The following is an 18,604-nucleotide window of genomic DNA, read 5'->3' as shown; positions in this document are numbered from 1 at the left end:
GTGGCGGGCGGTAGCGTCGCACGCATGGGCTTCTCCAGCGCGTGGGCGATCACCAGCCACACCGACAACGACGTGGCCCGCCTTTCCCCGAGGCTGGTGCCCGCGATGCGTGCGGACCGCGTCCAGGCCGACGCCCCACGCCGTCGGCTGGCGTGGCAGGGCGCACCGCTCCCGGATCACACCACCTGGTACGCGCCGCCGGAAGCCCGGATGCCGCGGCAGCCCCGCCCGGCCGACGTCCCGACGGCCTGCAGGGCTCCGAGGGCACCTTCTCCCTGTGCACCTTCCTCTACGTGCACGCCCTCGCGCGCGCCGGACGGCTCGAGCGAGCCCGTTACGCCTTCGACAAGGTGCTCACCTACGCGAACCGCTAGGACGCGTCCGGTCGATCGGGTTCGTAAGACATCAGGAGATGGCCGCGGCGGAACCGTTCCTCCGCGAGCGGCTCCCGCAGCATCCGTCCGACTTCGACGAACCCGGCCTCGCGGGCCAGCCCCGCGAGGACGTCGATCGGCCATCGGAAGGCCGTCGTCACCTTGTGGTCGAACGCCTCCACCGGACCGCCCTCGGACTCGAAGAAGGCGAGCAGGAGGGTGCCTCCCCGAGCCAGAACGCGGCGGAACTCGGCGAAGTAGGATGGAATTTCCGGCGGCGGAACGTGGATGACCGAGTACCAGCACACGATGCCGCCCAGCGTGCCGTCGGCCAGGTCCAGGGCGGCCATCGAACCGCGCTCGAACCGCAGGTGAGGGTATGTCTCCCGGGCAAGGTCGACCATCACCGGCGAAAGGTCGACGCCGAAGACGTCCAACTCGAGGTCGCGCAGGTGTGCCGTCACGTATCCGGGACCACATCCCAGCTCGGCGACGGGCCCGGCATCAGCGGCTCGCGCGAGATCGGCGAACGCGGAGAGGACCGAGCGGTCCAGCGGAAGGCCGGCGAGCCCGTTGCGGACGAGTTCGGCGTAGCGAACGGCGACGGCGTCGTAAGCGTCTGCTGTCGCACGGAGGTGCGAGGGGAGTTCGGTCACGGGGAACGATAGTAGGGCGTGAGCGAGCGAATCCGGCAGGGCCGTGCGCCCTCTGCCGCAGGCCCTGCCCGTCAGCCCCCGACGGGCACGGGGGTTCCGAACCATTGCGCGAGGGACGCGGCGAGGTGCTGCGTGGCGTCCGCCCGGTCGTCGGCCGCGTCCGCGGCCCACGCGGTGCATCCGTCGGGACGCACCAGCAGTCCGGTGGGCGCCGGCCCGGCGGGGCAGGTGGTGGTGACCACCCGCACCCGGTCTCCGTACCCCTCGCCCACCGCCCTGAGTTCGGCGTCGTCCGCGAGATCCAGCAGCAGCGCCCGTCCGTCGTGCATCAGGTCCGCGAGGCGGCGCCCATCGGCGAGTTCGAGGTCGGGGGCGCTTCGGCCCACCAGGTGGTGACTGCCGGGAAGGTCGTACCGCTGCCCTGCCCCGGAGCTCTTCTTGACGAAGTAGGTGGTGCCGGCGGCTGTCCCGATCAGGTCGGTGACGACGTCGAGCAAGGCCCTGGAACGCACGTCCGGCCGCATCAGGGCAACCTGCGCCCTGGTCCATTCGAGCACCCACGCCCCGATCGGGTGCCGCTCGGCCGTGTACGAGTCCCGGAGCCCGTCGGGGGCTGCCCCCGGACCACCGCGGCGAGCTTCCAGCCGAGGTTCAGCCCGTCACCGATACCGAGGTTCAGCCCCTGGCCGTCGAACGGCGGGTGGACGTGCGCAGCGTCCCCCGCGAGCAGTACCCGGCCGGCCCGGTAGTCGGCCGCCTGGCGGGCGTTGTCGCTGAAGCGGGTGGCGGTGTGCACCTCGGTGACCGTGATGTCCGCCGATCCGGTGACCCGCCGCAGGCCCGTCTGCAACTCCTCGGCGGTGACGGGTGCCTCGCGGTCGGCGGGCGGGCCGTCGAACTCGACCGTGAGGATGCGGCCGGGGAGCGGGCACGCGATCGGCGGCCCCGACGCACGGCTGACGGCGGCCCTGACCGTGGCCGCGTACCGGGCCGTCCACGTCACCACGGCCGGCCGGCTGCTCTCCGGCGAGCGCGCGGCGGACGTGGCCGAAGACCACCGCGTGGGGGTGAACGCGGCGTTCGACGCCCTGGAGCGGGCCCTGTCCCCCGTCCACTGAGCCCTCACGGGGAGGCCGCCCCTGCACCGAGGCCGCTGCCCGGAATGCGTCGGCCGGTGCGCGATCTTGCTGTGTGCGTGGTCACGGGGGCCGTTGAGATACTCCGGCCATGGATACGAACGCGAGGGCGGACGCGATACGGCCGGGCCGGGCCGCGGGATCGGGGCGAGCCGTCCCGTGGAATGGGCGCTGCGTTCCGCAGAACCGGAAGATGTCGAGGCGATCGCAGAGCTGCGGGCAACGGTGATGCGCCCGGACTTGGAGCGGCTGGGACGGTTCGACGAGCATCGGGTCCGGCAGCGGCTGCGGGATTCCTTCTCTCCCCGGCACACCTCGGTCATCGTGGCCGATGGCGCCTTCGCGGGCTGCGTCACTGTGCGCCCGGCCGAGGAGGGCCGTTGGCTGGAGCATTTCTATCTCGCTCCGGCCCTCCAGGGCCGGGGACTCGGATCGGCCGTGCTGCGCGCGCTGCTGAAGCGGATCGATGCCGACGGCGTCCTCGTCCGCCTGAACGTCCTGCAGGGCAGCGCCGCCCGGCGACTGTACGAGCGCCACGGGTTCACCGTGGAGGTTCAGGACCCGGTCGACGTCTACATGATGCGACGCCCGGGTGCGGAAGCCCTCGGGACGTGACAGGGAGGACAGTCCTCGGCCCGAATCCCGCTCGCTCGGGGGTCACGGTCGTCGTGGATCTTCCTGCAGGGCTTTGAGCGAGAGTGATACGCGTTCGCGGACCATGTCGACGTCGAGGACCTCCGCTGTGACCTCCTGACCGACGCAGACGACCTCCGAGGGGTGCCCGATGGGGAGCCATGACAGTTCGGGGATGTTGATCATCGCGGTGAAGCCGCCGATGTCCACGAACGTGACGCAGAAGTCGGCGATGTGGACGACGGTGCCGGTGACGACCTGGCCTCGTCGAAGCCCCCGGGTCTTGAGGAAGGCCCAGTTGCGGTCGCCCGGTGTGGGATCGGTCCGCCAGCGGGCCCGTACCACTCCGTCGCCGTCCGGCATGACGGCGGTGAACAAGGGCACGCGCTCGTCCGCGTACATCGACAGGAGGGCTGCCGCACCCGCACGGGACATCCGGGCGGCCAGTTCCGGGAACTCCTCCTCGGCGACGACGGCGCTGTGGATCCGGCCGTCCTCGTCCTGCCAGACGCCTTCGATGAGGCCGTCGACGGGGAGAGCATCCAGGACCGTGTCGATGTCGCAGGACAGGTCCGGCCACACGGACAACCGGGCGCGGGGAGCGAGTCCGGCACGAACCGTGTCGAGGGTCTCGTGGGTGAGGCGGTGGAAACGGGAGACGCCCTCGACGGGCTCCTCCTCCAGGAGTCCCGCCTGACACGAGAGGACGGCGTAGCGCAGGCGCGCCCAGAACTCCTCGTCGCCGGGCCGCTGGACGTGTTCCCCGTCGGTCTCCCAGTCGGCCTCCACGTCGTACGGGGACGCGTCCATGCGCTCCGGGAAGAGCCCGAGCGCTCCGGGAAGAGCCCGAGCGCACGGGTCCGGCCCTGCGCCTCCTCGCACGGGGAGCTGCTGCCGATGTAGAGGTACTGGTCCCATCCCACGTGCACGGCGAACGCGCCCTCCGCCTCCAGCCGGCACCAGGCACCGCCGTCGCGCAGCATGACCCGCACCAGTTCGAGCGCGGTGCCGAGCGGAAGCTCCGCACCGTCGTGGAAGCCCGTCCGGCCGGACGGACCGCTCGGGAAGAGTCCGTCCGGTCCGTAACCCTCCATGGGCGGCTCGGCACCGAAGTGCACGAAGGACGAGATCTGCGGCTCGCGTACGGACAGGCGGTCGATGCCGGAGTCGACGGCGAACGCCTCGATCGCCCGGAGGTAGGCCGCCTCCACCTCGCCGTGATCGCTGACGCAGTCCTCCGAGCCGGTGTAGTAGCCGCGTTCGTCGCGGTCGGCGGGGTCGTATTTGGTGACGCGGTAAACGTAGGGGAGCACGCGCCCATCCTCCCCTCCCGCAGGGAGCCGGCGTCGCCCGGGTCTGTCGGCGCCGGTCGGGTCTGTCGGCGCCGGTCGGGCCGGTCGGGCCGGTCGGGCCGACCGGGCCGACCGGCGCCCCCTATCGGGCGCCCAGCACCTCCGCGAGCCGCCGCCCGAACTCTTCCGGCCAGTCGGTGTAGCCACTGTGGCCGCCCGGGAAGTGGGCGGACCTCGATGCGCTGACCGGAGACGAGGTCGTGGCCGAGGGCCCGCGGATCACGGGCAGAGGGGAGTTCGGCAGCCTCCTCGACTCGGCCGTCACGCGCTTCCTCGGCGCCCGGGTCGGCAATCGACCGGTGGCTGACACCATCCGGTCGCACCGAGACACCGCCCCAAGCCCGTAGGCCGGTCGGCCGCTCAACGGATCAGCGCATCAGCGCATCAGCGGAACAGCGGATCAGCCGTTCAGTGACTGCATCAGCTCCGGGGCGTAGCGGTCGCCCGAAGCCACGCCGTGGGGGGCCACGGCGTCGATGGCCGCCAGGTCCGCGTCGGTGATCGTCACCGCGGTGGCGGCGATGTTCTCCTCCAGGTAGCGGCGACGCTTGGTGCCCGGGATCGGCACCGCACCCTGGCGCAGGGTCCAGGCCAGCGCGAGCTGCGAAGGCGTGACGCCCTTCTCGGCGGCGAGGCGGCGCACCTGGTCGACGACGGCCAGGTTGCGGCCGAAGTTCTCGCCCTGGAAACGGGGGTCGGTGCGGCGGAAGTCGTCGGCCGCGAAGTCGTCCGGGCTGGTGATCGCGCCCGAGAGGAAGCCCCGGCCGAGCGGGGAGTACGCGACGAGCCCGATGCCGAGCTCGCGCAGGGTGTCGAGGACGCCGTCGTGCTCGATGCCGCGCTCGAAGAGGCTGTACTCGGTCTGCACGGCCGCGAGCGGGTGGACGGCGTGGGCGCGGGCGATGGTGGCGGGGGCGGCCTCGCACAGGCCGATGTGGCGGACCTTGCCGGCGGCGACGAGCTCGGCCAGGGCGCCCACGCTCTCCTCTACGGGCACGTTCGGGTCGATGCGGTGCAGGTAGTAGAGGTCGATGTGGTCGGTGCCCAGGTGGCGCAAGGAACGGTCGGCCGAGCGGCGGATGTACTCGGGGGTCGCGTTGTGGCCGCGGAGGGCACCCTCGTCGGTGAACTCGACACCGGTCTTCGTGGCGATCACGGCGGCTTCGCGGCGGCCGGCGAGAGCCTTGCCGAGGAGCTGCTCGTTGCGGAAGGGGCCGTAGCCCTCGGCGGTGTCGAGCAGGGTGACGCCGAGCTCCAGGGCGCGGTCGATCGTGGCCAGCGACTCGGTCTCGTCCGCGGCTCCGTAGTGGGCGCTCATGCCCATCAGGCCGAGCCCTTCGGCACCGACCTTCAGCCCCTGGCTGCCCAGTGCGCGGATCTCCATCGCGGTCTCCATCGCGGTCTCCTTCGTAAGTAACTAACTGGATAGATAGAGCATGCACCGCCTCGCGGCGGATGTCAATAACCAGATAGTTACTTGCTAGGCTGTACGCCATGGCAAGGGATTCCAGTGCGACCAAGGCACGGCTGCTCGACGCGGCCTTCTCCGAGTTCGCGACGTACGGCATCGCCGGCGCGCGGATCGACCGCATCGCCGAGGCCGCGCAGGCGAACAAGCGGCTCATCTACGTCTACTACGGCAACAAGGAGCAGCTCTTCGACGCCGTGCTCCAGCGGGCGCTGGAGACGGGTTCAGAGTCGGTGCCCTTCGACGTCGACGACCTGCCCGGCTACGCGGGCGCCGTCTTCGACCACCTCGTCGAGCGGCCGTCGCTGATGCGTCTGGTGCTGTGGAAGCAGCTGGAACGTCCGGGGAGCACGGACACCGAGGCGGCGTCCTACCAGGGCAAGATCGCAGCCGTGCGGCAGGCGCAGGATGCGGGCCGGATCGACGCCGGGATGGACGCCGCCGACGTGCTGACGCTGGTGGTGGCCATGTCGCAGGCGTGGTTCGGCGCGGTCGGCGGTCCGGCGGTGGGCAGTACCGCCGCGGGCGGTACGGGCGCCGGCGGCGCGGCGGCCGGCGGTACGGGCACCGGCTGGGCGCCCGAGCAGCTCACCCGCCACCGGGCGGCGGTGGTGGAGGCCGTACGCCGGATCACCGCCCCGCACGGACACGGGAGTTGAAGCCGAGGGCCAACCACGCGGGTACGCAGACGGTCGTGCGGGCCGAACGGATGCAGGAGGAGCACGGACCGGACGTCGATCTCGCGGACCACATCGGCAGTGGCGGGATCTGACGGGCGAGGTGACGCCCGGTCGACTCCCTCTCCTCACCGCAGCTGCACCGGCCCGGCCGCGGGAGCCGCGCTGCGGAACGAGCGGCGGTAGCTGTCGGGCGGGACTCCGACGATCCGTTTGAACTGGCGCCGCAGGGTCGTGGCGGTCCCCATGCCGGTGGCGAGGGCCACCGCCTCGATGGTCTCGTCGGTGGCCTCCAGCAGTTCCTGGGCGCGGCGCACGCGCTGGGTCAGGAGCCACTGGAGCGGCGTCTGGCCGATCACCGACCGGAACTGCCTTCCGAGGTTGCGCGGGCTCGTGTTCGCCTTCCGCGCCATGTCGGTCACCGTCAGCGGCTGGTCCAGCCGCTGTTGGACCCAGGCGAGCAGGTGGGCGAGTACGTGGTCGCCCCCGGCCTGCACCGGCGTGGCCACGAACTGGGCCTGTCCGCCCGGCCGATGGGGCGGCATGACGAGGCGCCGGGCGACGGCGTTGGCGATGTTGGCACCGTGGTCGAGGTGGATCAGGTGGAGGCAGAGGTCCACGGCGGCGGCCTTGCCCGCAGCCGTGAGGACGCTTCCGTTGTCCGTGTACAGGACGTCCGGGTCGACGACGGCCAGCGGATGACGTGCGCTCAGTTCCGCGGCATGAGCCCAGTGGGTGGTGGCCCGCCGCCCGTCCAACAGGCCCGCGGCGCCGAGTACGAACGCTCCGGTGCACAGGGAGGCGACCCGGGCCCCCGCCGCATGGGCCGCGCGCACGGCCTCGATCAGCTCCGCCGGCGGCGGCTCGTCGATGTCGGCGCACGCGGGCACGATCACCGTGTCGGCGCCGGCCACGCGCTCCAGCCCGTGGTCGGGCTCGACCATGAACGGGCCGACCCGAACCGGCCCGGGCCCGCAGAGCAGTACGTCGTACCAGCCCTCCGTCGCCTCGCGCGGGGGATTGCCGAAGATCTCGTAGGCCACCGCCAGTTCGAAGTGCAGCAGGTGACCGGCGGCCAGCAGTGCGACAGTGGGCATGTCCGAAAGTGTACGCATGATGTCGTTCCAGACCATCCCCTTCGGATGCCGCCCGCACCGAGACTGGATCCACCAGGACATCGAGAGCGGGGAACGATGAGCACGACAGCTGCAGTGGTGGTTTACGGGGCGACCGGGCACACGGGTCGGTTCGTTGTCGCCGAACTACGAAGGCGTGGCTTCGCCACCGTCATCTCCGGCCGTGACGCGGGCCGGTTGGAGGCGCTGGCCGCCGAGTGGGGAGACGTGGAGGTGCGGCCGGCCGCCGTGGACGACGCGAGCTCGCTGGACCGGGCCCTCGCCGGCGCGGCGGCTGTCGTCAACTGTGCGGGACCCTTCGCGCTGACGGCGGGCCCGGTCGTGGAGGCGGCCCTGCGCGCGGGGCTCCCGTACGTCGACGTCGCGGCGGAGATCGAGGCGAACGTCTCGATGTTCTCCGACCGTGCGGAAGCGGCCCGGAAGGCGGACGCGCCCGTGGTGCCGGCGATGGCGTTCTACGGCGGGCTGGGCGACCTGTTGGTGACGGCGGCGATGGGGGAATGGACCGCCGCGGACGCGGTGCACGTCGCGTACGGGCTGAACGGCTGGCACCCCACGCCCGGCACCCGGCTGGCGGGCCGGGTGTCCCACGAGCGTCGCGCCGGCCGTCGGGTGCGGTTCGCGGAGGGCGCGCTGCAGTACCACGACGACGAGCCGTGGGAGCAGGACTGGTTCTTCCCGGAGCCCGTGGGCCGTCGGGCGGTGATCGCGGAGTTCACGATGGCCGATGTCGTCACCGTCCCCAGTCACCTGGCCGTCCCGGAGGTCCGCACCTACATGACGGTCGAAGCAGCGAAGGACCTCGCCGAGGAGGACACGCCCGCGCCGGAGCCGGTCGACGCCCTCGGGCGGTCGAACCAGACCTTCGTCGTCGACGTCGTGGTGAGTGCGGGCGGCGTCGAGCGTCGCGCTTCGGCCCGCGGGCAGGACATCTACGCGGTCACCGCACCGCTGGCGGTGGAGGCCGTCGCGCGCATCCTGGCCGGGCGCACGCGGACCACGGGGGTGGCCTCGGCCGGCGCGATGTTCGACGCGGCGGAGTTCCTCCGGGCGCTGTCCCCGCACGTGTCGGTCGAGCTTCCGCACTGACCGGCGGGGGCGTCACGCCGGTGCGCGGGGTGGGGCTCGGCCGTCACAGGCGGAGGATGACCAGGGCCGCGTCGTCGGTGACGCCGCCGGGCGGGACGAGGTCGCTCAGCAGGGCGTCGGCGAGGGCGTCCGGCTCGGCCGTGCGGTGTTGTGCGAGCGCGTCGGCGAGCCGTTGGAGGCCGACGTCGATGTCCTCGCGGCGGCGTTCGATGAGGCCGTCGGTGTAGAGGACGAGGACGGAGCCGTCGGTGAAGGCGGTCCGGGCCTGGGGGCGGCGGGTGTGTTCGGGCCGGGCGCCGAGCGGGGGGTCGGTCGCCTGGTCGAGGAAGCTGACCGTGCCGTCGGGGTGGCAGAGCGCGGGTGGGGGGTGACCGGCGCTGCTGTAGGTGAGGGTGCGGTCGCTCCAGTCGATGAAGACCGACACCACGGTGGTGGATTCGGCGCCTTCGATGGCGCGGGCGTACAGCCCGAGGACCTCGAGGGCCTGGGCGGGACCGTCGACGACGCGGGAGGCGGCCGACAGGGCGCTGCGGAGCTGGCCCATGACGCCGGCCGCCCGGAGTCCGTGGCCGACGACGTCCCCGACGGCGACCGCGGTGCGCTCGGGCATGTCGACGAGGTCGTACCAGTCGCCGCACACGTGCAAGGCCGCCGTGGCCGGCCGGTAGCGGACGGCGGCCTCGTGGTGGCCGAGGGGGCGGGGCGCGGGCAGCATCGCCTCCTGGAGGTGGAGGGCCACCTCGCGTTCACGGGCGTGGGCCTGCCGCAGGCGTGCGTTGACCTCCTGCAGCTCCCGGCCGCGGAGGTAGAGATCGGACGCGAGCTCCCGGGCACGGACCGTGTCGGTACGGGTGCCGTCGCGGGCCCGGATGAGTTCGGTGACCTCTTCCACGCGGTGGAGGAGCATGGCCACGCTGCCGTCGGGGGCGAGGACGGGGACGTTGACGGGGCTCCAGTACCGCTCCTCCCACACCCCGGGCCGACCGGCGTGCTCCACGTCGTAGCGCTGCAGGGCCATGGTGTCGCGCTCCCCGGTGGCCGCGACCCGTTCCAGTGAGTCGCGCAGGTTCCGCATTCCGGTGGCGTCCGGGTCGCGGGGGTTGTCGGGGAAGACGTCGAAGACGTAGCGGCCGATGATCTGCTCGCGGGTACGGCCGGACATGATCAGGAAGGCCTCGTTGGCGTCCACGTACACCAGGTCGGGGGTGAGCAGCGCGACGGCGCCCGGCAGGGCTTGGAAGACCGCCTCGTAGTCGATCCCGGATCCGTTCACGATCCACCCGTCCGCGCGCGTCCGTACCGTCATGGGCCTGCTCCCACGATAGGTGCGACCGGGGAGGCCGGGCCTGTCGCGGCCTCCGCCCTTGGGCCGTTCGGCCGCGGGCGGGGCGGCCCCGGGCTGGGCGACGGCCGGGCCGCGTCAGTCGCCTGCCACCGGTGTCCGGCAGGAAGCCCAGACCCCTCTAAGGTGTCCGGGCGACCTCCTCGGTCTGCGCCGGCCCCACGGCCCGAGGGTGCTCGGCGGCCTCGGTGGCGGTGTAGGAAGAGGCGAAGGTGAACGCGCGCGGGGACGGCCCGTGCGCCCGCAGGTCCGCCAGCCGCTCCAGGGCCTCGCCGACGGTCGGGACGTGCCCGGCGGGAACCCACCAGAGCACCAGGTGCGCCTCGACGTGCCGTTGGAACCACTCGCGGCGCCGTCGCATCACCTCCAGGTGCCCGCTGCGGTAGGCGAAGTCCCACAACGCCTCCTGGGTCTCCCACACCGACAGGTTGACGATGACGTCCTCGCCCGCCGGGCGGAGGCCGGTGGCGTCGGCCTCCCCCTCTTCCACGAGCCGCCACACGAAGCCGGGCGAGGCGTCGGCGGCGGCGTTGACCGGATCGAGCATCTCGACGAACGGCGCCATGCGCGGGTCGTCGAAGGGATGGCTGAGCGTGGCGACGTTGAGCTGGGCGAGGTGGGCGGCATGCGTGGATGCGGTCATGGCCCCATCCCAGCACGCCCCCCGTTTCTATGTCAATCATCATTGTTTTTAGAAGCCTCGACCACCACGCAACACTCCCCCGGCCGGGCGTCCATCCGGGCGCGGACCGGACCGTCGGCTCCCAGCAGGCCCTCCAGCAGGGCGAGGTTCATGCCGCAGACGAGCGGCGGGAAGCGTTCGGCGACGGCATGGAAGGGGCAGTTGCGCATGCGGACGACACGGGCGGCCTCTCCGTTCGCCCCGCCGACACCCTCCGCACCGTGGACGCCCTCGACGTTCTCGACGGCTTCCAGGTGCGGTTCGTAGCCGCGGGCGGCGAGCATCTCCATGGCCTCTTCGAGACCGCTACAGGGCCCCGCCGAGCCGCGCAAGGCCTCACCCCGGCGGCGCGCGGCCGCGCAGAGCCCGGCGTCCAGTCCGGCCTGCTCGGCGGCCTCGGCCAGCAACTCGGCGGCGGTGCGGTAGTCACGGGCGGGCAGCGACACCGACCGCTCGACCCGCGTCCGCGTGTACACCTTGGCAGGGCGGCCCGCCCCCGGCCCCGACCGTCCCGTCAGACGGCGGCTACCGCTCTCCAGCAGGCCGGCCTCGGCCAGCCGGTCCAGGTGGTGCGCAGCGAGCGTGCGCGCCACCCCGACCGCCTCCGCGGCCTCGTTGCGGCCGACCTCACGGCCCTGTGCCACCACGTACTCGTACAGGCGGCGGCGCACGGGATCCTGCAACACGGCGATCGCGTCGATGTCCTTCATCCGGCCATTCTAGAAACAACACAGATAGGAGATAGAAAGGCGCGGGTGGGACGCATCACGGGAACCAGTACCGGTAACCGGAACCGGAACCGCGGTCACGTCCCCCCGACCGCGCCGGACGGAGGCAGGGCCGTGCGGGCCTCGGCGAGGTGGACCACGTGCGCGAGCGCCTCCTCGTAGGCGGAACGCGGGAAGGCGTACGGTCCCATGGCCGGAGCACCCCAGGCCGGGCGGTGGGGGGTTCGTCGAGGGCGGACCATGCGAACAGGGCCGGCAAAGTCCCAGATGCCGCAGGAGCAGCCCAGCACCGCCGTCGCGTCCGTCGGCGCGTGCCGGGAACCGGGATCGGCGTCGCCGAGGAAGTGGCGTACGGGCCGGCATCTGCGGCATGGGCACCAGCTGTGGGCGGTGCACGCTGCGCCGAGGAGAACGAGCGCACCACCGCCGTGACCGTGCGCCCCGAGCCGGGCGGCACCCTGAAAGGCCTGCACCGGCCCGCCCGAACCGTGTGATCGGAGCCGGTGGAAGGAAAATGCGTCGACAGCGCCCCTCGGTACCCGGCAAAGTGGCCGCCCGTGACGAGCAGTGAGCTGTGGACCCGTGAGACCGCCGACCGCTACGACGCCGAGGAGACCGAGACGTCCTCGGCCGCCGTTCTCGGCCCGACTCTGACCTTCCTCGCCGAGCTCGCCGGAGGCGGCCGGGCACTGGAGTTCGCCATCGGGACCGGACGCGTGGGCGTCCCGCTCCGGGAACGCGGCGTGCCGGTAGTGGGCATCGAACTGTCCGAGCACATGGCAGCGGTGCTGCGGCGCAAGATCGACGAGGACACGCTCCCGGTAGTCATCGGGGACATGGCCACCACCGTCGTCCCCGGCGAGTTCACCCTGGTCTATCTCGTCTACAACACCATCACGAACCTGCTCACGCAGGACGAGCAGGTCGAGTGCTTCCGCAACGCCGCACGTCATCTGGAGCCCGGCGGCCGATTCGTCATCGAGCTGGGCGTGCCGCCGCTGCGGTTCCTGCCGCCCGGCCAGGTCGCGGTGCCGTTCGACGTGTCTGAGCAGCATCTCGGCTTCGACACCTTCGACCTCGTCGAGCAGATTCTCGTCTCGCACCACTTCACCCGCGACGGCGACGACGGCCGCTACCGCCGCGACAACTCCCGGCACCGCTACGCCTGGCCGGCAGAGCTCGACCTGATGGCACGGATCGCCGGGCTCGAGAGGGAACGTCGCGTCGCGGACTGGGACGGGGCGCCGTTCACCCAGGACTCCGCGAAGCACATCTCCGTGTGGCGCAAGCCGAGCTGAGGTCGGCCACCGGGCCGTCAACTGTTCGGCTGGGTTCCGGAGGGAGCCGACGCGCGCGGCTGGGGGCAGCCAGGTGTGGCTGGTGCCGGAGGACAGCACCCTCGACGCCTGGCTGCCGGCACTCGGAGAGGCCGTCAACGTGCCGGGCGGCTACTTCGGCGGCAGCCTGGACTCCGTGGCGGAGGCCCCTGCCACCCTGCTCTGGCTGGATGCCGCGACCGGCGCGAGCATCTGCCCCCGGCGTACTGGCCTCGGACGGCAAGTCGTACGACCACGACCTGGTCGCCACGGTGCTCGAAGTCCTCACCGCGGGCGGCAGGGCGGCATGCGCGTCCCCTTCACGTGAACCGGTCACCGCGCCGGGGCGGCGCCGTGGGAGCCCTCGCGCTCAATTCGAGCCAGGCGACCGGGACTTCAGTGACCCAGATCACGCCCCCCGGAGCGATGACTTCGCCGGTCGCCGTCGGTCAGATCAGCGACGACATCGATGCGAGGAAGGCCGGTCATGCCCCACACGCTCAGCGCACTCCCTCACCCCGCCCCCACCGCACCTGCATCGCGCCGTGGGCGGACGGCTCTGGTCGGCGGGATGGCGGCGGGCCCGCTGTTCCTCGGCGCGGCCATCGTCCAGAGCTTCGCGCGGGACGGGTTCGACTTCGGCCGTAACGCGATCAGCCAGCTGGCCCTCGGCGAGTCGGGTTGGGTCCAGACAGTGAACTTCTCACTCGCCGGCGCCCTGTTGATCGCGGGGGCAGCCGGTCTGCGCCGGGTCGTGGGCGGGGACGCGGGCGGCACGTGGGGCCCGGTCCTGGTCGGTGTCTTCGGCATCTCCTTCTGGGCTGCCGCGGCCTTCCCGGCCGACGCCGGGGCAGGCTTTCCCGTCGGGGCCCCGGGCACGACCGTGATGAGCGGGCACGGTGCCGCCCACATGGCTGCCGGAATGGTCGGGTACCTCGCACTGTGTGCCGCGTTCGTCGTCCTGTCCCGCCCGCTCGCCACCCGCGGGCACCGCAGCTGGGCCGTGGCGTCCCGTCTCGTACCGGTCGCGGTCCTCGTCGGATTCATGGCCTCGGCCGCCTCCGTCCTCGCCTTCACCGCGGGCGCGGGACTCGGCCTGCTCTGGCTGACCGCAGTGACGGCCCGTCTGGCCATGCCACCGGCGCCCCCACGCGCCGCCTGAGGGCGACCGCTTCGCATCCGGCGGCAGACACACGGCGGCGACCGACGGAGCCCAGGTGGCGCGCCGCCCCAGCCGGGACCGGAGAGGCCCATCGGCACCGCCCGGCGGGAACGGCCGCCTCGGGTCAGCGGGTTGGGAACGGCACGAGGTCAAGGTCCCACTGGTCAGCCGCCTCAAGCAGGGCCGCCGTGTTCGCCCGGACCTCGATGAAGTACTGGTAGATGTCCGCCTTGTCCTCACCCTGCTGCCATGGAGGCGACGCCTCCATGGACAGGTGAATGCGAATCACCGCCTCGGTCTCGCTCCGGCCCGCGAAGGTGAAGGCCAGGACGGGCTCGTTGAACCACGGGTCGGGGAACAAATAGCCTTCGGCATTGGGCTGGATCACGGACACCGTCCCCGCGGCCACCCCGCGCAACCACGCGGCAACCTGGCGGGCTTCGTGGGTCAACAGACACGGGTCGGCAAAGGACCAACTGCCCTCGGCAGTCGTCACCGTGCCACCGATGACCAGCCAGTTGTCGTCGTAGCGGTTACCCCGGACCGTGGCGAACTGGTAGCGCAGCGGACGAAGCTCGACACTGTTTGCATGGTCACTCAAGAACATTGCAGCAGGATCCCACGGGGGCGTCGCTTCGAGCGCAGGGCCGGGCACTACCTCACGTTCGCCGCCATCGCCGCCCCTCGCATCGGCTGCCGCGGACTCACGAACTGAGACAACATCAGGTCGCTCCTGCCCGGGCGATATACCGTGTGATCATGTCAGCGTTCATACAACAGCTCCCCGCCCTGATCGGCGTGGTGATCGGCGCCCTCGGCTCGTACTTGGCGACCACGCGCGGCGACCAGGCCCGCTTCCGCCGCGAGCAGGCGGCCCAGTGGGATGGGCGGCGGCTGACGGCCTACGCCGACTACGCCAGGTCGCTGAAGAAGAGCGTCACCCTGGCCTACCGGATCGCGGCGCACCTCGGCAACGACCCCCACCCGCATCCCTTGTCGCCCGAGGAAGCGGCCCCGCTCCTGGCCGATGCCACTGATGCCCGGGATCCGGCCGGGGAGGCGCTGTTGATGCTCGGCACCCCGGACGTGGTGGACAAGGCACGCGCATGGGTCGTCGTGGTGATGGAGATGGAGGGTTTCCTGCGAGACCGCACGCAGAGCCCGGAGGCCTGGTCGACCCTCCTCCAGCACCAACGCGCCGCACGTGAGGGGTACTACACCGCCGTCCGACGTGACCTGGCGCTCCCACCCGGCCATTCCGGGGAATGGCGGCTCGCCCCGCCCCGGACTCCCTGAGCACGGGCGTCCTGGAAGTCATCGGTGAAGCCGCCACCGGGGCCAACACGGTACAACTGGTCAGGGATGTCTTCCCCGACATCATGGGGATGGGCATCTCCTGGTCGTGGTGGGCGAGCGCGTGCGGCGCAGGGTCCGTCGCCACGTACGCTCCACTTCACGCCCCGAGTAACACTTCGCCCGTACCGCTTTCGGCGGATGCCGGTGCGTGGGCGACTCGAGCGGGGCAGCCTGGGCATCGTGAGCCGGCCCGGTCACGTGCTGCGGGGAGGGGCTGGTCGTCGTGGACAGGCTACTGACGGCCGTCGCCCCGGTGTCACCCGGCACGGCGAGGACGTCGGACGGTGGCTCGCCACCCAACGGCGGGACTGGAACCGGCTGAACGAGGAGCAGCAGTGCCGGCCCGCCGAGCTCGGCGTGAAAACGGCCCCGCGGGCCCGCAAGACGGCGGCGAAGGCGGCCGCCTCGGCCTGCCCGCGCGCGGGCAGGCCGAGGCGATCCAGAAAGGCCTCCAGGCCCTCCAGCAGTACATCCAGCGGGAAGGCCGCCTGCCCCGCCGGGCCGCCGTCGAGCGGCTGCCCCACGGCGCCGAACACCGCACCGGGATCTGGTACGCCAACCAGGAAGCCCGCCGCGACCGGCTCGGCCGGGCGCAGCTCGCCGCCCTCGGCGTCGACTGGGCGCGGCCGTGACCGCGGGCACGCCCTGAACCCCGCAACTGGCCGTAGGACGCAAGGGCCGGGCGAGGGTCGGGTTCCGCGGCAGCGGTCGGCGAGAACGGATCAGATGGGGCGGACCTGCTGCGCCTGGGGACCCTTGGGGCCCTGGCCAGTGGTGAACTCCACCCGCTGGTTCTCCTCGAGCGACCGGAACCCGGACGCATCGATCTCGGAGAAATGCACGAACACGTCCGGAGTACCGTCATCCGGCGCAATGAACCCGAACCCCTTCTCCGCGTTGAACCACTTCACAGTCCCCTGAGCCATGACACGCCTTCCCGATTCACCCCAGCCCGCGAACGCCGCGGCCGGCAGCAAACCGATACTCCCCCACCCCGCACAGGCGAAACACCACCCAAGAGTGAACGGGACGAGACCGAGCACGACACCTCCCCCGCCTCCCAGCTCCGCACAGCAGCGGCAACCGCAGCGGCAGCGGCAGCGGCAGCGGCACCCCGCCAACGGAGCTGTCATCCGGGCCAGGCCGCCCGGCCCGGGGAGAGAGGAGGGTGACCAAGCGGGCCGTACCGGCCAGCTCCGGAAAGACCGTCTCGGCGTCGAACGGGATCGGCGCCACCCGGCCGGGCCCGTACGGCCGGGTGTGAAGGGTGTGCTGCTGCGTGTGTCCTGACGGCATCGGCTTCCCTGCGGCTGGCGGGCGTACGTCGCCGACCCAGCCGCGGCCCCCCTGACAGCCGGAGCCCCCATCCGCGCCCCGCTCCGGGGGACACGCCGGGGACGGTGAGCCGCCCCCGCTCCCGCTCCACGCGTGAAGGGCAGGGCGCCTGCACCCGTACCTGCCCCTCCGGACGTACCGCCGAGGAAGGCAGAGCAGTGACACTGGACGTTCCCAGTCCATGTCGCAGAAGGGACGCCGCATGCGGGCGCAGCAGGCCGGTGACGAGCAGCGGAAGGGACCGCAGCGCCCGGGAGCCGCGACGGCCGCGCGACCGTCCCGGTCCGGCGGCGCAACGACCGCGGAGTCGATGCTGCAGCTCCAGCGTCTCGCCGGGAACGCGGCGGTGTCCCGCATCATCGAGGCACAGCGGCACGCGCACACCGCGGAGCCGCCGTCGGGTCCGGCTCCCGCGGTCCAGCGCATGGAGCAGGACGAACTGCACCAGCACCCGCCGGGCCCAGCGCTGCGGCTACGGGGTCCCCGCAACTCCCGTGCGAGGGACCGCACGCCGAACGCGCTGACGGCGGACGAATGGCAGAGTCTGCCGCAGGCCACCCGGGACGCCGTCAACAAGCAGCGTCTGGCCATCGACGCGGACCCGCAGACACTCCAGGAGACCGACCAGCTGCTCCACTACAACCTGGGCAACATCCGCAGGCTCGCGCCGGACGTCCCCCCGACGGCCGGACGCAATGACGTACTGGAGGGCATCGGCCGCGCCGACCCGCGCACCCTCGGCCACTGGAACCGCCAGGACGCGCGCGACACACAACTCGGCCGTGACGCCCGAGCCACGCGCGACGCGTACACGGAGACTCCCGAGGACCGGCAGCAGCGCCACCAGAGGGTGGAGGACACCCTGGCCGGCGCCACCTCCCAGGACGCGATGGGCGACCTGCGCGCACTGCTGGATCAGTCCGAGGGCGTGGCCATCGGCGGCACCCACTCCGGGGCACCCATCTGGCAGTTCCTGTGCACGCACATGGAACAGATCCAGGCCGCCGGCGTGAGCACCCTCTACCTGGAGAGCATCCGCGACGACGGATACCAGTCACACGTCGACGCGTACCTCGCCGAAGGGACGATGAACCCCGAACTGCAGGCGTTCGTCGCCCGCTACGACAGCAACATGAACCTGGGCGCGACCGGGCTGGGAGCGGTGCTGAGGCACGCCCGGACGCACCACATCCGGGTCAAGGGCCTCGACGGCCGCCCGGCCCGCCGCCCCCCGATGTCGGCGACCGCCCTCTACGAGCGCGTCGCCGCCATGAACACCTACGCCACCCAGGCCGTCGCCAACGACCGGCGCCGCCCATCGGCGACGGGCGGCTACCTCATGGAACTGGGCAGCGCCCACACCGGCATGTATGCGGGCCCGCCGCAGAACGCGTCGGTGCACGGGGCGGAGTTCCAGGCGGGCGAGGGCTTCCCCGGCGTGGACGACCTGCTGGGGATACCGGCGGTCGGCTACCAGGACGACGGCCGCTTCCGCCGCCTGCCCAACTCCTGACGGCAGGCCCGGGCCGCGACGCCAGCCGCGGCCTCCACGCGGGGGCGCCCACCCGGCCACCTCCCTCCTCGGCGCGAGGGCGCCTGGCGGGCAGCCGCCTCGTGGATCCTCGCGCCGGCTCTCCTGGTCGTGCCGGTCGCGGCGGGCACGGGCCCCTGGTTCGTGTGGGGCGCGGTCGCCATGGTCGCCTCCGGCGCGGCCACCGTCATCTGCCTCGCCGGCACGGCGGAGCGCTCGCGCCCGCCCGCCGTCCCGTGCCGTAGCCGCAATCTCCGTCGTAGCCCTGGTGGCGACGGTCTGCGGCTCCTGCTCCGGGCCGTACACGGACTATCCGGGCGTGTGGACCGCCCCGGAGGGCGCTGCATCCCTGACGTTGACCGGCAAGGGCAGGGCGGCCAGTACACCCTGCCGGTCGGGACCTGCACGGAGCAGGGCGGATGGGTCCTGACTATCCGCAGATGTCGAGTTCGGTCAAGCTGCGGATCAACCGTGAGAGCACGCACGCTCGCGTGCATCCCGGGCGGAACGTCGACCCGTGTACGCATCGTCGGCGGCAACCGGACGGCTCCGATCATTGCGCTTCCCGGGCCGCTCCTGACCAAGCAGTGAGCGGGACGCCCGGGGTGCCCGCGGGCCCCTCGGTGCACCG

21 protein-coding genes and 1 pseudogene are annotated in these 18,604 nt (G+C 72.2%); 12 read left to right on the top strand and 10 right to left on the bottom strand.

Annotated elements, in window-relative coordinates; all coding sequences use genetic code 11:
• The first annotated feature begins 152 nt into the window (after window positions 1-152).
• Window positions 153-374 (top strand): hypothetical protein, encoded by a 222-nt coding sequence (locus PV721_RS01300; protein WP_319720915.1) that lies wholly within the window; start codon window positions 153-155, stop codon window positions 372-374.
• Here PV721_RS01300 and PV721_RS01295 read toward each other — a convergent pair.
• Together PV721_RS01295 and PV721_RS01290 are read right to left on the bottom strand one after the other, a co-directional pair.
• Window positions 371-1,030 (bottom strand): class I SAM-dependent methyltransferase, encoded by a 660-nt coding sequence (locus tag PV721_RS01295; RefSeq protein ID WP_319720866.1) that lies wholly within the window; start codon window positions 1,028-1,030, stop codon window positions 371-373. The genes PV721_RS01300 and PV721_RS01295 overlap by 4 nt on opposite strands.
• A 71-nt stretch (window positions 1,031-1,101) precedes the next feature.
• Window positions 1,102-1,958 (bottom strand): annotated as a pseudogene (locus PV721_RS01290) (FAD-dependent monooxygenase); the annotation flags it as partial.
• Between PV721_RS01290 and PV721_RS01285 the strand changes: the two are divergent.
• Both PV721_RS01285 and PV721_RS01280 read left to right on the top strand, forming a co-directional pair.
• Window positions 1,936-2,148, top strand: a complete 213-nt coding sequence (locus PV721_RS01285; RefSeq protein ID WP_319720914.1) for a hypothetical protein — start codon at window positions 1,936-1,938, stop codon at window positions 2,146-2,148. The pseudogene PV721_RS01290 and the gene PV721_RS01285 overlap by 23 nt on opposite strands.
• A 189-nt stretch (window positions 2,149-2,337) precedes the next feature.
• Window positions 2,338-2,781 carry a GNAT family N-acetyltransferase gene (locus PV721_RS01280; RefSeq protein WP_416371000.1) on the top strand — a complete coding sequence of 148 codons (444 nt, stop codon included), beginning with the start codon at window positions 2,338-2,340 and terminating at the stop codon, window positions 2,779-2,781.
• Between the two features lie 42 nt (window positions 2,782-2,823).
• Here PV721_RS01280 and PV721_RS43835 read toward each other — a convergent pair whose 3' ends face one another.
• Both PV721_RS43835 and PV721_RS01270 read right to left on the bottom strand, forming a co-directional pair.
• Window positions 2,824-3,609, bottom strand: coding sequence for a S1 RNA-binding domain-containing protein (locus tag PV721_RS43835; RefSeq protein ID WP_416370998.1), 786 nt, complete (start codon window positions 3,607-3,609; stop codon window positions 2,824-2,826).
• Window positions 3,610-4,551: 942 nt separating this feature from the next.
• Window positions 4,552-5,535, bottom strand: coding sequence for an aldo/keto reductase (locus PV721_RS01270; protein ID WP_319720912.1), 984 nt, complete (start codon window positions 5,533-5,535; stop codon window positions 4,552-4,554).
• 110 nt (window positions 5,536-5,645) lie between these two features.
• Between PV721_RS01270 and PV721_RS01265 the strand changes: the two genes are divergently transcribed.
• Complete coding sequence (locus tag PV721_RS01265; protein WP_319720864.1) at window positions 5,646-6,278, top strand: TetR family transcriptional regulator; 633 nt, start codon at window positions 5,646-5,648, stop codon at window positions 6,276-6,278.
• A 146-nt stretch (window positions 6,279-6,424) separates the two neighbouring features.
• Here the strand turns inward: PV721_RS01265 and PV721_RS01260 are convergent, their stop codons facing one another.
• Entirely contained in the window at window positions 6,425-7,393 is a 969-nt protein-coding gene (locus PV721_RS01260; RefSeq protein WP_319720863.1) for a helix-turn-helix domain-containing protein, read from the bottom strand.
• A gap of 96 nt (window positions 7,394-7,489) precedes the next feature.
• Here PV721_RS01260 and PV721_RS01255 point away from each other — a divergent pair, with 96 nt between their 5' ends.
• Window positions 7,490-8,521, top strand: a complete 1,032-nt coding sequence (locus tag PV721_RS01255; RefSeq protein WP_319720862.1) for a saccharopine dehydrogenase family protein — start codon at window positions 7,490-7,492, stop codon at window positions 8,519-8,521.
• A 43-nt stretch (window positions 8,522-8,564) separates the two neighbouring features.
• Here PV721_RS01255 and PV721_RS01250 read toward each other — a convergent pair whose 3' ends face one another.
• From PV721_RS01250 to PV721_RS01240, 3 genes are all read right to left on the bottom strand, one after another.
• On the bottom strand, window positions 8,565-9,827 hold the full coding sequence (locus PV721_RS01250; RefSeq protein ID WP_319720861.1) for a PP2C family protein-serine/threonine phosphatase: 1,263 nt from the start codon (window positions 9,825-9,827) through the stop codon (window positions 8,565-8,567).
• Between the two features lie 157 nt (window positions 9,828-9,984).
• Complete coding sequence (locus PV721_RS01245) at window positions 9,985-10,506, bottom strand: DUF3291 domain-containing protein (RefSeq protein WP_319720860.1); 522 nt, start codon at window positions 10,504-10,506, stop codon at window positions 9,985-9,987.
• A gap of 32 nt (window positions 10,507-10,538) precedes the next feature.
• A complete protein-coding gene (locus PV721_RS01240) occupies window positions 10,539-11,255 on the bottom strand; it encodes a helix-turn-helix transcriptional regulator (protein WP_319720859.1) in 717 nt (238 codons plus the stop codon).
• Window positions 11,256-11,584: 329 nt separating this feature from the next.
• Here PV721_RS01240 and PV721_RS01235 point away from each other — a divergent pair, with 329 nt between their 5' ends.
• From PV721_RS01235 to PV721_RS01220, 4 genes are all read left to right on the top strand, one after another.
• Window positions 11,585-11,767 carry a hypothetical protein gene (locus tag PV721_RS01235; protein WP_319720858.1) on the top strand — a complete coding sequence of 61 codons (183 nt, stop codon included), beginning with the start codon at window positions 11,585-11,587 and terminating at the stop codon, window positions 11,765-11,767.
• Between the two features lie 63 nt (window positions 11,768-11,830).
• A complete protein-coding gene (locus PV721_RS01230; RefSeq protein ID WP_319720857.1) occupies window positions 11,831-12,571 on the top strand; it encodes a class I SAM-dependent methyltransferase in 741 nt (246 codons plus the stop codon).
• Between the two features lie 82 nt (window positions 12,572-12,653).
• Window positions 12,654-12,917: a hypothetical protein gene (locus PV721_RS01225; protein WP_319720856.1), complete on the top strand. Its 264-nt coding sequence runs from the start codon at window positions 12,654-12,656 to the stop codon at window positions 12,915-12,917.
• 159 nt (window positions 12,918-13,076) lie between these two features.
• Entirely contained in the window at window positions 13,077-13,751 is a 675-nt protein-coding gene (locus PV721_RS01220) for a DUF998 domain-containing protein (RefSeq protein ID WP_319720855.1), read from the top strand.
• A 124-nt stretch (window positions 13,752-13,875) separates the two neighbouring features.
• Here PV721_RS01220 and PV721_RS01215 read toward each other — a convergent pair whose 3' ends face one another.
• Window positions 13,876-14,358 (bottom strand): hypothetical protein, encoded by a 483-nt coding sequence (locus tag PV721_RS01215; protein ID WP_319720854.1) that lies wholly within the window; start codon window positions 14,356-14,358, stop codon window positions 13,876-13,878.
• Between the two features lie 152 nt (window positions 14,359-14,510).
• Between PV721_RS01215 and PV721_RS01210 the strand changes: the two genes are divergently transcribed.
• Both PV721_RS01210 and PV721_RS01205 read left to right on the top strand, forming a co-directional pair.
• Complete coding sequence (locus PV721_RS01210; RefSeq protein ID WP_319720853.1) at window positions 14,511-15,047, top strand: hypothetical protein; 537 nt, start codon at window positions 14,511-14,513, stop codon at window positions 15,045-15,047.
• Between the two features lie 395 nt (window positions 15,048-15,442).
• A complete protein-coding gene (locus tag PV721_RS01205; RefSeq protein ID WP_319720852.1) occupies window positions 15,443-15,739 on the top strand; it encodes a hypothetical protein in 297 nt (98 codons plus the stop codon).
• A gap of 90 nt (window positions 15,740-15,829) precedes the next feature.
• Here PV721_RS01205 and PV721_RS01200 read toward each other — a convergent pair whose 3' ends face one another.
• Window positions 15,830-16,033, bottom strand: coding sequence for a cold-shock protein (locus PV721_RS01200; RefSeq protein WP_314247744.1), 204 nt, complete (start codon window positions 16,031-16,033; stop codon window positions 15,830-15,832).
• Window positions 16,034-16,623: 590 nt separating this feature from the next.
• Here PV721_RS01200 and PV721_RS01195 point away from each other — a divergent pair.
• Window positions 16,624-17,955 carry a hypothetical protein gene (locus tag PV721_RS01195; protein ID WP_319720851.1) on the top strand — a complete coding sequence of 444 codons (1,332 nt, stop codon included), beginning with the start codon at window positions 16,624-16,626 and terminating at the stop codon, window positions 17,953-17,955.
• Window positions 17,956-18,604 lie beyond the last annotated feature (649 nt).

It is taken from the genome of Streptomyces sp. MB09-01, from assembly GCF_033794505.1.
Classification (GTDB): Bacteria; Actinomycetota; Actinomycetes; order Streptomycetales; family Streptomycetaceae; genus Streptomyces.
The sequence above is the reverse complement of the archived record's forward strand: the minus strand, read 5'-3'. Positions and strand labels throughout refer to the sequence as shown.

Coding starts and splice junctions, on each gene's coding strand:
- PV721_RS43835 (WP_416370998.1), bottom strand. CDS start 3,609: ATGGACGCGTCCCCGTACGACGTGGAGGCCGACTGGGAGACCGACGGG.
- PV721_RS01270 (WP_319720912.1), bottom strand. CDS start 5,535: ATGGAGATCCGCGCACTGGGCAGCCAGGGGCTGAAGGTCGGTGCCGAA.
- PV721_RS01265 (WP_319720864.1), top strand. CDS start 5,646: ATGGCAAGGGATTCCAGTGCGACCAAGGCACGGCTGCTCGACGCGGCC.
- PV721_RS01260 (WP_319720863.1), bottom strand. CDS start 7,393: ATGCCCACTGTCGCACTGCTGGCCGCCGGTCACCTGCTGCACTTCGAA.
- PV721_RS01255 (WP_319720862.1), top strand. CDS start 7,490: ATGAGCACGACAGCTGCAGTGGTGGTTTACGGGGCGACCGGGCACACG.
- PV721_RS01250 (WP_319720861.1), bottom strand. CDS start 9,827: ATGACGGTACGGACGCGCGCGGACGGGTGGATCGTGAACGGATCCGGG.
- PV721_RS01245 (WP_319720860.1), bottom strand. CDS start 10,506: ATGACCGCATCCACGCATGCCGCCCACCTCGCCCAGCTCAACGTCGCC.
- PV721_RS01240 (WP_319720859.1), bottom strand. CDS start 11,255: ATGAAGGACATCGACGCGATCGCCGTGTTGCAGGATCCCGTGCGCCGC.
- PV721_RS01220 (WP_319720855.1), top strand. CDS start 13,077: ATGCCCCACACGCTCAGCGCACTCCCTCACCCCGCCCCCACCGCACCT.
- PV721_RS01215 (WP_319720854.1), bottom strand. CDS start 14,358: ATGTTCTTGAGTGACCATGCAAACAGTGTCGAGCTTCGTCCGCTGCGC.
- PV721_RS01210 (WP_319720853.1), top strand. CDS start 14,511: ATGTCAGCGTTCATACAACAGCTCCCCGCCCTGATCGGCGTGGTGATC.
- PV721_RS01200 (WP_314247744.1), bottom strand. CDS start 16,033: ATGGCTCAGGGGACTGTGAAGTGGTTCAACGCGGAGAAGGGGTTCGGG.
- PV721_RS01195 (WP_319720851.1), top strand. CDS start 16,624: ATGTCGCAGAAGGGACGCCGCATGCGGGCGCAGCAGGCCGGTGACGAG.